Source organism: Pseudomonas sp. KB_12 (assembly GCF_052114545.1).
Taxonomy (GTDB): Bacteria; Pseudomonadota; Gammaproteobacteria; order Pseudomonadales; family Pseudomonadaceae; genus Aquipseudomonas; species Aquipseudomonas brassicacearum.
In genome coordinates, this window is sequence record NZ_JBFREY010000021.1 from 17,867 (window position 1) to 30,303 (window position 12,437).

General features: G+C 59.4%; 11 protein-coding genes. 8 read left to right on the forward strand and 3 right to left on the reverse strand.

Annotation, left to right across the window (positions count from 1 at the left end; genetic code table 11):
• The first annotated feature begins 45 nt into the window (after window positions 1-45).
• A complete protein-coding gene (locus tag AB4Z20_RS18025; protein ID WP_253477009.1) occupies window positions 46-960 on the forward strand; it encodes a DUF808 domain-containing protein in 915 nt (304 codons plus the stop codon).
• Window positions 961-1,094: 134 nt separating this feature from the next.
• Here AB4Z20_RS18025 and AB4Z20_RS18030 read toward each other — a convergent pair whose 3' ends face one another.
• Both AB4Z20_RS18030 and AB4Z20_RS18035 read right to left on the reverse strand, forming a co-directional pair.
• Window positions 1,095-1,883 (reverse strand): MlaA family lipoprotein, encoded by a 789-nt coding sequence (locus AB4Z20_RS18030; RefSeq protein WP_258689067.1) that lies wholly within the window; start codon window positions 1,881-1,883, stop codon window positions 1,095-1,097.
• Window positions 1,876-3,174 carry a serine/threonine protein kinase gene (locus tag AB4Z20_RS18035; protein ID WP_253477003.1) on the reverse strand — a complete coding sequence of 433 codons (1,299 nt, stop codon included), beginning with the start codon at window positions 3,172-3,174 and terminating at the stop codon, window positions 1,876-1,878. Before AB4Z20_RS18035 ends, AB4Z20_RS18030 begins: the two co-directional genes overlap by 8 nt.
• Before the next feature lie 422 nt (window positions 3,175-3,596).
• Here AB4Z20_RS18035 and AB4Z20_RS18040 point away from each other — a divergent pair, with 422 nt between their 5' ends.
• The 3 genes from AB4Z20_RS18040 (at window position 3,597) to AB4Z20_RS18050 (ending at window position 6,734) form a co-directional block, all read left to right on the forward strand.
• A complete protein-coding gene (locus tag AB4Z20_RS18040; RefSeq protein WP_214509653.1) occupies window positions 3,597-4,451 on the forward strand; it encodes a glycine betaine ABC transporter substrate-binding protein in 855 nt (284 codons plus the stop codon).
• Between the two features lie 316 nt (window positions 4,452-4,767).
• Complete coding sequence (locus AB4Z20_RS18045; protein WP_003204445.1) at window positions 4,768-5,079, forward strand: DUF485 domain-containing protein; 312 nt, start codon at window positions 4,768-4,770, stop codon at window positions 5,077-5,079.
• Complete coding sequence (locus AB4Z20_RS18050) at window positions 5,076-6,734, forward strand: cation acetate symporter (RefSeq protein WP_253477000.1); 1,659 nt, start codon at window positions 5,076-5,078, stop codon at window positions 6,732-6,734. Before AB4Z20_RS18045 ends, AB4Z20_RS18050 begins: the two co-directional genes overlap by 4 nt.
• A 747-nt stretch (window positions 6,735-7,481) precedes the next feature.
• Here the strand turns inward: AB4Z20_RS18050 and gltA are convergent.
• Window positions 7,482-8,771 (reverse strand): citrate synthase, encoded by a 1,290-nt coding sequence (gltA, locus tag AB4Z20_RS18055; protein ID WP_014339589.1) that lies wholly within the window; start codon window positions 8,769-8,771, stop codon window positions 7,482-7,484.
• Between the two features lie 365 nt (window positions 8,772-9,136).
• Between gltA and sdhC the strand changes: the two genes are divergently transcribed.
• The 4 genes from sdhC to AB4Z20_RS18075 are packed head-to-tail and all read left to right on the forward strand — an operon-like array spanning window position 9,137 to window position 12,365.
• Window positions 9,137-9,511, forward strand: coding sequence for a succinate dehydrogenase, cytochrome b556 subunit (gene sdhC / locus AB4Z20_RS18060; RefSeq protein WP_003179220.1), 375 nt, complete (start codon window positions 9,137-9,139; stop codon window positions 9,509-9,511).
• Window positions 9,505-9,873, forward strand: coding sequence for a succinate dehydrogenase, hydrophobic membrane anchor protein (sdhD, locus tag AB4Z20_RS18065; RefSeq protein ID WP_003204438.1), 369 nt, complete (start codon window positions 9,505-9,507; stop codon window positions 9,871-9,873). Before sdhC ends, sdhD begins: the two co-directional genes overlap by 7 nt.
• A gap of 3 nt (window positions 9,874-9,876) precedes the next feature.
• Window positions 9,877-11,649 carry a succinate dehydrogenase flavoprotein subunit gene (gene sdhA / locus AB4Z20_RS18070; RefSeq protein ID WP_253476996.1) on the forward strand — a complete coding sequence of 591 codons (1,773 nt, stop codon included), beginning with the start codon at window positions 9,877-9,879 and terminating at the stop codon, window positions 11,647-11,649.
• An 11-nt stretch (window positions 11,650-11,660) separates the two neighbouring features.
• Window positions 11,661-12,365 carry a succinate dehydrogenase iron-sulfur subunit gene (locus AB4Z20_RS18075; RefSeq protein ID WP_003204434.1) on the forward strand — a complete coding sequence of 235 codons (705 nt, stop codon included), beginning with the start codon at window positions 11,661-11,663 and terminating at the stop codon, window positions 12,363-12,365.
• The last annotated feature ends 72 nt before the right edge of the window (window positions 12,366-12,437 follow it).

Consider the following 12,437-nt stretch of genomic DNA (forward strand, 5'->3'; position numbering starts at 1 on the left):
GGCTCGCGGTATGCTGCGCGGCATTATTATTCAAGGAGCCCCTCCATGGCCGGAAGCAGTTTGCTGGTACTGATCGACGATATCGCCACCGTGCTCGACGATGTTGCGCTGATGACCAAAATGGCCGCCAAGAAGACCGCTGGCGTGCTCGGCGATGACTTGGCGCTCAATGCCCAGCAAGTCTCTGGTGTACGGGCCGAGCGGGAACTGCCGGTGGTGTGGGCGGTGGCCAAGGGATCGTTCATCAACAAGTTGATCCTGGTGCCATCGGCGCTGGCGATCAGCGCCTTCGTGCCCTGGCTGGTGACGCCGCTGTTGATGGTGGGCGGCGCCTATCTGTGTTTCGAAGGGTTCGAAAAACTGGCCCACAAGTTCCTTCACAGCAAGGCCGAGGACCAGGCTGAACATGCGCAACTGGTCGAGGCGGTGGCGGATCCGGCGGTCGATCTGGTGGCCTTTGAAAAGGACAAGATCAAGGGCGCGGTACGCACCGACTTCATTCTGTCAGCGGAAATCATCGCCATCACCCTCGGCACTGTTGCCGACGCCGCGCTGACCCAGCAAGTGATCGTCCTGTCGGGCATCGCCATCGTCATGACCATTGGCGTCTATGGCCTGGTGGCCGGGATCGTCAAGCTCGATGACCTGGGGCTCTGGTTGACGCAAAAGCCAGGGCAGACCGCCAAAAGCATCGGCGGCGCCATCCTGAGTGCAGCGCCCTACATGATGAAAAGCCTGTCGGTGATCGGCACGGCAGCGATGTTCCTGGTGGGCGGCGGCATCCTGACCCATGGCGTGCCAGCGGTGCATCACTGGATCGAAAGCGTGACGGCCAGCGCCGGTGGTGCCGGGTTTATCGTGCCGACGTTGCTCAATGCGGTGGCGGGCATTGTCGCGGGGGCGGTGGTGTTGGTCGGTGTGCTGGCGGTGGGCAAGATCTGGAAGACGCTCAAAGGCTAAAACTGACAACTCCTAACCCCTGTGGGAGCGAGCTTGCTCGCGATGAGGGCCTGGCATCCAACATTAATGTTGCCTGACAGACTGCTATCGCGAGCAAGCTCGCTCCCACAGTGGGTTTTGGGGGGGGCCGAAAGTTATTCGGCAATCTGCAACTTGCGCGACTCGGTGTACACGTAGCGCACCTTCTCATACTCGAATGGCGAGTTCAGTTGCCCGTAGCGGAAGCTGGTCTGGTAGCGCTTGTCCACGCCGCGCAGAAGCAGCAGCTCCGGGTGGTTGGAGCTGACTTCCGAGACGTTCAGGAAGTTGATCGCCGATTCGGCCGTGTAGTCCACCAGCAGGCCTGAGGTGTCGCGCAAGTTCGACGGGCCAAAGATCGGCAACACGAAGTAGGCGCCGCCCGGTACGCCGTAGAAACCCAGGGTCTGCCCGAAGTCTTCGCTCTGGCGCGGCAGGCCCATGGCGGTGGCTGGGTCCCACAGGCCGGCGATGCCGACGGTGGTGTTGAGCAGCAGGCGCGCCGTGGTTTCCATCGAACGCTTGCCCTTGAATTGCAGCAGGCTGTTCATCAGGTTTGGCACATCCCCCAGGTTGTTGAAGAAGTTGCTCACCCCAGTGCGCACGAAGCTTGGCGTGACGTAGCGGTAGCCATCGACCACGGGCAGGAATACCCATTGGTCGAAGCGATAGTTGAAGTGGTAGACGCGGCGGTTCCAGGACTCCAGCGGGTCATAGACGTTCAGGGCGTTGAGGGTCGAGCGCTCGAATTCGCGCTGGTCCAGGCCCGGGTTGAACTTGAGCTTGCTCGACGGCTCCTTGAAGCCGTCCGAATCCACCACCACAGGCGCATTGGCCTTGCTGTTGTCGGCGTGGACCATGCCCGCACTCATTAACGCAGCGATAAGCAGCAGATATTTAGCCACGGAAGAACTCCAGCATGGCGTCGCTGTTGACGCGGTAGTTAAGGTTGCCGCAGTGGCCGCCCAGCGGATAAACCGTCAGGCGATCGCCAAAGGTCTTGCGCAGGAAGCCCAGGTCGCCCGGACCGAGAATGACGTCGTCGGCATTGTGCATGACGGCAATCTTCGGGCTGTCGTGCAGGTAATCCTTCAGCGCGTACAGGCTGACCTGGTCGACCAGTTGCAACAGGCTGCCGCCGTCAGTACGCGCGCGCCACATCGGAATCACCTGCTCGGTGAGGTAACAGTCGAAATCGCATTGCAGCGCACGCTTGAGGAACGGCGTCAGGCTGGTGCTTTCGGTAATCGGGAACTTGGGCGGGATGATCAGCCCGCGCCGATTGATCAGGTCCGAAGTGAACGCGATGTCGGCCGCCGAGAAACGGAACGAGGTGCCGATCAACATGGCCATCTGCTCGTTGCTCAGGTGCTGCTTGGACTGCTGGAAGTCGTAGACCAGGGCATCGTTGAGGTCGATGTAGCCTTTTTGCTGGAAGTAGCGCGTCAGCTTGTTCAGCACCAGCTCATAGAAGGTGGTGGTGTTGTTGATGCCCTTGACCTCGGTCTGGACCAGTTTGTCCAGGTTGGTGATCGAGGTGTAGAGGTTAACCGGCGGGTTCAGCAGCAGCACCTTCTTGAAATTGAAGCTGCGCCGGGTTTCGTCCAGGTGTGCGACGAAGGCCGCGTCCAGGGCACCTAGGCTATAACCGGTCAGGTAATACTCGGTCACCGGCAGCTTGGGGTTCTGCGCGCGCACGGCTTGCATCACCCGGTACATGTCTTCGGCGTCTTCCTTGGAAATGCCTGGCGTGGCGAAGCGCGAAGCGGCGCTCATGAAGTCGAAGCTGGTGGGCGAGGACAACTGCACCACGTGGTAGCCGGCCTTGTAGTAGAGGCGCTTGAGGTATTCATTGATGCTACTGTCAAAGCGCGCACCGGTGCCGGCGATGAGAAAGATCAGCGGCGCGGGTTTGTCCTGGGTGGCCATGCGGTAGGTGAGGCTTTTCACTGGCCAGAAGTTGTCCGGCAGGATGAACTCGCGTTCCGGGCGCAGGGTCAGGCTGTGGTCTGCCTGGTCGATGTCTTCGATAAGCGGCAACTCCGGGCGCAGGTCCGGTGGCGTGGTAGCGATGGTCGCCTCGAACGGGTTGGTCAAGGGGTAGCCATAGCTGGCGGCGTCAATATCTGCCGCCAGCGCGGACGCACTCAGGATAAGGCCGCCGAGAAGGGCAGCGAAGCGCAAGGAACGGAGCATGACTGGATCCCTTAGAGGAAGGTGCCGAATGAGGTTCGCAGGCTATGACCACCGAAGCAGAGCCAAGTGCCATGATGGGCACAAAACAGGCACGGACGGGGCGCGATAGTAGCGGGACGATACACGCTCGTGCGTGCTGGCGGCTAGTTATCTGGCGTTTGCCGGATTTGACCGCTAAATTTCACGTGTGACGGAGCTACAAATGCCCGGAACTGAGAGCTGGCGTTCTGATGTCGTTTCTCGTTGCCTCGACGTCGCAGACAGAGCAGGTTCCGGATCGGCGCAGGTCGATGATCAACGAGTCAGTACTCCACTGGCGTTCGAGCTGGTTTCAGGCGAACGTGATGGGGGCGCTGTGCACCATAACAATACGTTGACGCTGCCCGACATCCGTCGGGCGCAGCACTTTCGGGGAAGTAACGATGAAGATGCGACGACTCTTGGGCGCAGGTGCCGCACTGGTACTGGCGATCAGCTCCACCCTGGCCAGCGCCGAAAACAAAACCTTGAGCATCGGTTACGTTGACGGCTGGTCCGACAGCGTCGCGACCACTCACGTGGCCGCCGAAGTCATCCAGCAGAAGCTTGGCTACGATGTGAAGCTGCAAGCGGTTGCGACCGGGATCATGTGGCAAGGCGTGGCCACCGGTAAACTCGACGCGATGCTCTCGGCCTGGCTGCCGGTGACCCACGGCGACTATTGGACCAAGAACAAGGACAACGTGGTCGATTATGGCCCCAACTTCAAGGACGCAAAAATCGGCCTGATCGTGCCGGAGTACGTCAAGGCCAAGTCGCTCGAGGATCTCAAGACCGACGACTCCTTCAAGAAACGCATCGTCGGCATCGACGCCGGTTCAGGCGTTATGCTCAAGACCGAACAGGCCATCAAGGATTACGACCTGACCGGTTATCAACTCAAGGCCAGTTCCGGCGCCGGCATGATTGCCGAGCTGACCCGTGCCGAGAAGAAAAACGAATCCATTGCCGTCACCGGTTGGGTGCCGCACTGGATGTTCGCCAAGTGGAAACTGCGCTTCCTGGAAGACCCGAAAGGCGTCTACGGCGCGGCTGAAACCGTGAACAGCATCGGCAGCAAGGAACTGGAGGCCAAGGCACCGGAAGTGGTCGCGTTCCTGAAGAAATTCCAATGGGCTTCGAAAGACGAGATCGGCGAAGTCATGCTGGCGATCCAGGAAGGCGCCAAGCCTGACGCCGCCGCCAAGGACTGGGTTGCCAAGCACCCGGATCGCGTGAAGGAATGGACCGGCAAATAATCGGCCTGGTTTAGCTGTTCCGAAAAACCGCATGACCGTGTGTCATGCGGTTTTTTTGTGCCCGAAATTCCTGTTTCCCCCAACCCCCTGTGGGAGCGAGCTTGCTCGCGATAGCGGTGTGTCAGCTTGCATCTACACTGACTGTGCTACCGCCATCGCGAGCAAGCTCGCTCCCACAGGGGAGGGGCTTGGGTTTTTTTGCGGAAAACTGGCAAAACCGTCATGTCGTTCTAATACTAAGGTCGTCTGGAACCTGGCCTTGAGCCGCATAGAGTAGGGCTGTTCCAATTAAATCTGTGCTGCGAGGATAAAAACAATGAACGACAGCATTTACCTCTCGATTCAAAACAGCCCGCGCTTCAAGGAGCTGGTGAGAAAAAGGGAAAAGTTCGCCTGGATTCTCTCGGCGATCATGCTTGGGCTGTATTCCGGCTTCATTCTTCTGATCGCCTACGGGCCACACATTCTCGGGGCCAAGATCACGCCTGAGTCCACCATCACCTGGGGCATTCCCATCGGTGTCGGCCTGATTGTCTCGGCCTTCGTCCTGACCGCTATCTACGTACGACGCGCCAACGGCGAGTTCGACGACCTGAACAATGCGATTCTCAAGGAGGCTCAGCAATGATCCGGCGTCTACTGGCTCTATTGAGCATCGCAGCGTTTGCCCCGGGCGCCTGGGCGGCTGAAGCCCTGACCGGTGCCGTGCAGAAACAGCCTCTGAACGTCTCGGCCATCGTGATGTTCGTGGTTTTCGTCGGTGCGACCCTGTGCATCACTTACTGGGCCTCCAAGCGCAACAAGTCGGCCGCTGACTACTATGCGGCGGGCGGGCGGATCACCGGTTTCCAGAATGGCCTGGCCATTGCCGGTGACTACATGTCGGCGGCGTCCTTCCTGGGGATTTCCGCACTGGTGTTCGCCTCCGGCTACGACGGCCTGATCTACTCGATCGGCTTCCTGGTGGGCTGGCCGATCATTCTGTTCCTGATCGCTGAACGCCTGCGTAACCTGGGTAAATACACCTTTGCCGACGTGGCGTCCTATCGCCTTGGGCAAGCCCAGATCCGCAGTCTGTCCGCCTGTGGCTCGCTGGTCGTGGTGGCGTTCTACCTGATCGCGCAAATGGTCGGTGCCGGCAAGCTGATCCAGCTGCTGTTCGGCCTGGACTACTACGTTGCGGTGATCCTGGTCGGTATCCTGATGTGCCTCTACGTGTTGTTCGGCGGCATGCTGGCCACCACATGGGTACAGATCATCAAGGCGGTGCTGTTGCTGTCGGGTGCTTCGTTCATGGCCCTGATGGTCATGAAACACGTCAACTTCGACTTCAACATGCTGTTTGCCGAAGCGGTCAAGGTCCACCCTAAAGGTGAGGCGATCATGAGCCCTGGCGGCCTGGTGAAGGATCCGATCTCGGCCTTCTCCCTGGGGCTGGCGCTGATGTTCGGTACCGCAGGCCTGCCGCACATCCTGATGCGCTTCTTCACCGTGAGCGACGCCAAGGAAGCGCGCAAGAGCGTGCTGTATGCCACTGGTTTCATCGGCTACTTCTACATCCTGACCTTCATCATCGGCTTCGGCGCGATCCTGCTGGTCAGCACCAACCCGGCCTTCAAGGACGCGGCAGGTGCCTTGCTCGGCGGCAACAACATGGCGGCGGTGCACCTGGCCAACGCTGTGGGTGGCAGTATCTTCCTGGGCTTCATCTCGGCGGTAGCCTTTGCCACCATCCTGGCGGTGGTAGCGGGCCTGACCCTGGCCGGTGCCTCGGCGGTGTCCCATGACCTGTATGCCAGCGTGATCAAGAAAGGCAAGGCCAACGAGAAGGACGAGATTCGCGTCTCGAAAATCACCACCATCGCCCTGGCGGTGCTGGCGATTGGCCTGGGCATCCTGTTCGAGAAGCAGAACATCGCGTTCATGGTCGGCCTGGCGTTCTCCATTGCGGCGAGCTGCAACTTCCCGGTACTGCTGCTTTCGATGTACTGGAAGAAGCTGACCACCCGTGGCGCCATGATTGGCGGTTGGCTGGGCCTGGTCAGTGCCGTGGGCCTGATGATCCTCGGCCCGACCATCTGGGTGCAGATCATGGGTCACGAGAAGGCGATCTTCCCGTATGAATACCCTGCGCTGTTCTCGATGGCCATCGCCTTCGTCGGCATCTGGTTCTTCTCCATTACCGACAAGTCGGCTGAAGGTGCAAACGAGCGGGCGCTGTTCTTCCCGCAGTTCGTGCGTTCGCAGACGGGCCTGGGGGCGAGTGGGGCGGTTAACCACTGATACGCCAGTAAGCTACAAGCGTATTGCTTGAGGAAATACCCCGGTCGAGAGGCTGGGGTATTTTTTTGTGCCGGGTTTAAGGGGGGGGGGCAGGGCTGTCGTCATCGCGAGCAAGCTCGCTCCCACAGGTAATGCTGTTCACTTAAGGCTGTGGATTGGGGTAGGGGTGTATATCCGTTGCTGCGGTAACGGCTGCTTAGGGTTCCGCTCTTACAGCGGCTCACTTTTGAGAAGCGCAAAAGTAAGCAAAACGCTCCTGCCCCACCACTTGGTGCCTCGCCTAGGCTCGGCATGCCCTCACTCCGGCATTGCTCCATGGGCCCGCCGCGAAGGGCCACGGAGCAATGCCTTCGTTCAGGCACACCGAGCCTAAGCGAGGTGCCGAGTGGTGGGGCATGAGCGCTTTGGTTACTTTCGACTGGGCCGGCTTCCGGGCTTTTCGAAAGTCACCCGCCGTCAGGGCGGAACCCTAAGCAGCCGTTACCGCAGCAACGGATATGTACCCAACCCAACCCCAAAGGAAACGGCGCTCCCTCGGAAAAGCGCCGTTTCCTTAAGTGAGCGGTATTACGCTCCCACAGGGGATTTGCGTCATACACAGGGTCCAATGTGGGAGCGAGCTAGCTCGCGAAGGTGTCGGACCAGTCGCAGCAGATATCAAAGAGGGCACAAGCAAAACAGCCCCTGCTCTTATATAAGAAGCAGGGGCTGTTTCAGTACAGCTTGGGACCTATAGCAAGGAAGGCCTTACTTGCGGTCTTCCAGCTGGGTGATGTCACGCGACTCGTAGCCGGTGTACAGCTGGCGCGGGCGGCCGATCTTGTACGGGCTGGAGAGCATTTCCTTCCAGTGGGAGATCCAGCCGACGGTCCGCGCCAGGGCGAAGATCACGGTGAACATGCTGGTTGGAATGCCGATCGCCTTGAGGATGATCCCCGAGTAGAAGTCGACGTTCGGGTACAGCGAGCGTTCGATGAAGTACGGGTCGGTCAGGGCGATCTCTTCCAGGCGCATGGCCAGTTCGAGTTGCGGATCGTTCGTGATCCCCAGTTCCTTGAGCACTTCGTCGCAGGTCTGCTTCATGACGGTGGCGCGCGGGTCGCGGTTCTTGTAGACCCGGTGACCGAAGCCCATCAGCTTGAACGGATCGTTCTTGTCCTTGGCCTTGGCGATGAACTTGTCGATGTTCGAAACATCGCCGATTTCATCGAGCATGGTCAGTACCGCTTCGTTGGCACCGCCGTGGGCTGGGCCCCAGAGTGCGGCGATACCGGCGGCGATACAGGCGAACGGGTTGGCACCCGAGGAGCCGGCCAGGCGCACGGTGGACGTGGAGGCGTTCTGCTCGTGGTCGGCATGGAGGATGAAGATCCGGTCCATGGCCTTGGCGAGCACCGGGCTGATCGGTTTGATCTCGCACGGGGTGTTGAACATCATATGCAGGAAGTTCTCTGCATAGGTCAGGTCGTTGCGTGGGTACATCATGGGCTGACCCATGGAGTACTTGTAGACCATGGCTGCCAGGGTCGGCATCTTCGCCACCAGGCGGATCGCGGAGATTTCGCGATGCTGGGGGTTATTGATGTCCAGGGAGTCGTGGTAGAAGGCCGAGAGGGCGCCGACAACGCCGCACATCACGGCCATCGGGTGGGCATCGCGACGGAAGCCGTTGAAGAAGGTCTTCAACTGCTCGTGAACCATGGTGTGGTTCTTCACGGTGCTGACGAACTGGGCCTTTTGCTCTGCGGTTGGCAGCTCGCCATTGAGCAGCAGGTAGCAGGTTTCCAGGTAGTCCGATTTTTCAGCCAGTTGCTCGATCGGGTAGCCGCGGTGCAGCAGGATGCCGTTGTCGCCGTCGATATAGGTGATTTTCGATTCGCACGAGGCGGTCGACATGAAACCTGGGTCAAAGGTGAAACGGCCCGTGGCCGTCAGGCCCCGTACGTCGATTACATCGGGACCAACGGTGCCGGTTAAAATGGGCAGCTCGACGGGGGCTGCGCCCTCGATGATCAACTGCGCTTTTTTGTCAGCCATGTGGCCTCCTATTAATGCTTGGAATCATCAGACAGACCCCCCACGCAGGGCCCGCACCACTATAGTGAGATAAATCCGAATGTCAATTTGCCTAAAGTCTTGCTCCAGAAGGCTTTAACCGGACTTTTTCCGCGAAATTACCTGCCGTTTACGCCTTTTGCGCCGTATGTGCAATGCGCTATTAGGGGAAGGTGAACGCGTTGTCATTAGTAGCCTAACTGTCTATACTCGGCCACCGACCGCCAGGGGCTTTTGGGCCTGCTTTCTTGGGGGTCGTCACTCCCTGGGTGGTGAGTACCTGACCAGTGCGCGCCCCAACAACTTTGCCCTGATTGTTAGGGGCTCTTCAGTGTGAAAAAAAAGCCGTGAAAAGCCAACGACCTGTAAACCTAGACCTAAGGACCATCAAACTCCCAGTCACTGCTTACACGTCCATTCTTCACCGTATTTCCGGTGTCATCCTCTTCGTCAGCCTGGCCATCATGCTTTATGCATTGGACAAGTCGCTCGATTCGGAAGAAGGCTTCGGTCAGGTGAAAGCGTGTCTGACCAGTCCGCTAGCCAAGCTAGTGATTTGGGGCATCCTGTCCGCCTTGCTGTATCACTTGGTTGCCGGTGTGCGCCACTTGATCATGGACATGGGCATCGGTGAGACGCTGGAAGGCGGCAAGCTGGGCTCGAAAATCATTATCGCCGTGTCTGCGGTGCTGATCGTTCTGGCAGGAGTCTGGATATGGTAACCAACGTCACGAACCTTTCGCGTTCGGGCCTCTATGACTGGATGGCGCAGCGTGTGTCTGCGGTCGTTCTCGCGGCTTACTTCATCTTCCTGATCGGATATGTCGTAGCAAACCCAGGCCTGGGCTACGCCCAATGGCATGAACTGTTCGCAAACAACTGGATGCGTATCTTCAGTCTGCTGGCACTTGTCGCACTGGGCGCTCACGCCTGGGTTGGCATGTGGACCATCGCGACCGACTACCTGACGCCAATGGCGTTCGGCAAGTCGGCGACTGCCGTACGTTTCCTCTTCCAGGCAGTATGCGGCGTTGCGATGTTCGCTTACTTCGTCTGGGGTGTGCAGATTCTCTGGGGTATCTGATCCATGGCTAACATTCCAACGATTTCTTTCGACGCTATCATCATTGGTGGTGGCGGTGCCGGCATGCGCGCAGCGCTGCAACTGGCACAGGGCGGTCACAAGACTGCCGTGATCACCAAGGTTTTCCCTACCCGTTCGCACACTGTTTCCGCCCAGGGTGGCATCACCTGCGCCATCGCTTCGGCCGACCCGAACGATGACTGGCGCTGGCACATGTACGATACCGTCAAGGGTTCCGACTACATCGGTGACCAGGACGCTATCGAATACATGTGTCAGGAAGGCCCGGCCGCAGTGTTCGAGCTGGACCACATGGGTATGCCATTCTCGCGTACCGAGCAAGGTCGTATCTATCAGCGTCCGTTCGGTGGCCAGTCCAAGGACTACGGCAAGGGCGGCCAGGCTGCGCGTACTTGCGCGGCGTCCGACCGTACCGGTCACGCGCTGCTGCACACCCTGTACCAGGGCAACCTGAAAGCCGGTACCACGTTCCTGAACGAGTACTACGCCGTTGACCTGGTGAAGAACCAGGACGGCGCCTTCGTCGGCGTGATCGCGATCTGCATCGAAACCGGCGAAACCACCTACATCCGCGCCAAGGCCACCGTACTGGCGACCGGCGGTGCAGGCCGTATCTACGCATCCACCACCAACGCCCTGATCAACACCGGTGACGGCGTCGGCATGGCCCTGCGTGCTGGCGTTCCGGTGCAAGACATCGAAATGTGGCAGTTCCACCCAACCGGCATCGCCGGCGCCGGTGTACTGGTGACCGAAGGTTGCCGTGGTGAAGGTGGTTACCTGATCAACAAGCACGGCGAGCGTTTCATGGAGCGTTATGCTCCGAACGCCAAGGACCTTGCCGGTCGTGACGTGGTTGCCCGTTCGATGGTTAAGGAAATCATCGCTGGCAACGGTTGCGGTCCGAATGGCGACCACGTGATGCTCAAGCTCGACCACCTGGGCGAGGAAGTGCTGCACAGCCGCCTGCCAGGTATTTGCGAACTGTCCAAGACCTTCGCTCACGTCGACCCGGTCGTCGCGCCAGTTCCAGTAGTTCCAACCTGCCACTATATGATGGGCGGCGTTGCCACCAACATTCATGGCCAGGCAATCACCCAGAACGCCGAAGGCGTGGACGCAATCATCCCTGGCCTGTTCGCAGTGGGTGAAGTGGCGTGCGTATCGGTCCACGGTGCCAACCGCCTGGGCGGCAACTCGTTGCTCGACCTGGTGGTCTTCGGTCGCGCTGCCGGCCTGCACCTGGAAAAAGCGCTGTCCGACGGTATCGAATATGACGATGCCACCGACGCCAACATCGAAGCCGCCCTGGCGCGTCTGTCCGCTCTGAACGAGCGTACCGAAGGCGAAGACGTGGCGACCCTGCGTCGCGAGTTGCAAAACTGCATGCAGAACTACTTCGGTGTATTCCGTACCGGCGAATACATGCAGAAGGGTATTGCCCAGCTGGCGCAATTGCGTGAACGAATCGCCAACGTGAAGATCAACGATAAGTCGCAGGCGTTCAACACTGCCCGTATCGAAGCGCTGGAGTTGCAGAACCTGCTGGAAGTGGCCGAAGCCACCGCCATCGCCGCAGAAGTGCGTAAAGAGTCCCGTGGCGCCCACGCCCGCGAAGACTTCGAAGACCGTGACGACGAAAACTGGCTGTGCCACACCTTGTACTTCCCGGGTGATAAGCGCGTCACCAAGCGTGCCGTGAACTTCTCGCCGAAGACTGTTCCGACTTTCGAACCAAAAGTCCGGACTTATTAAGGGTGACCGCTATGTTGCAAGTCAGTGTTTATCGCTACAACCCTGATCAGGACGCTGCGCCGTTCATGCAGGACTTCCAGGTCGACACCGGTGGTAAAGACCTGATGGTGCTGGACGTGCTGGCCCTGATCAAGGAGCAGGACGAGGGTTTCTCCTATCGTCGCTCTTGCCGTGAGGGCGTTTGCGGCTCCGACGGCATGAACATCAACGGCAAGAACGGCTTGGCTTGCATCACGCCGCTGTCTGCCGTGGTCAAGGGCAACAAGCTGATCGTTCGTCCGCTGCCAGGTTTGCCGGTTATCCGTGACTTGGTCGTCGATATGAGCATCTTCTACAAGCAATACGAGAAGGTGAAGCCATTCCTGCAGAACGACACGCCGGCTCCGGCCATCGAGCGTCTGCAGACTCCTGAAGAGCGTGAGAAGCTCGACGGTCTGTACGAGTGCATCCTGTGCGCTTGCTGCTCGACCTCGTGCCCATCCTTCTGGTGGAATCCGGACAAGTTCCTGGGCCCGGCCGCCCTGCTGCAAGCGTACCGCTTCCTGGCAGACAGCCGTGACACCAAGACGTCCGAGCGTCTGGCTTCGCTGGATGACCCGTTCAGCGTATTCCGCTGCCGCGGGATCATGAACTGCGTCAACGTCTGTCCGAAAGGCCTGAACCCGACTAAGGCCATCGGTCACATTCGTAACATGCTGCTGCAAAGCGGCGTGTGATTCAGCTGCTGTACCCGTAGGACCGCTTTACCCGTAGAAGGCCAGGCGCGGGCTTCAACCCGCGCTCAGGCT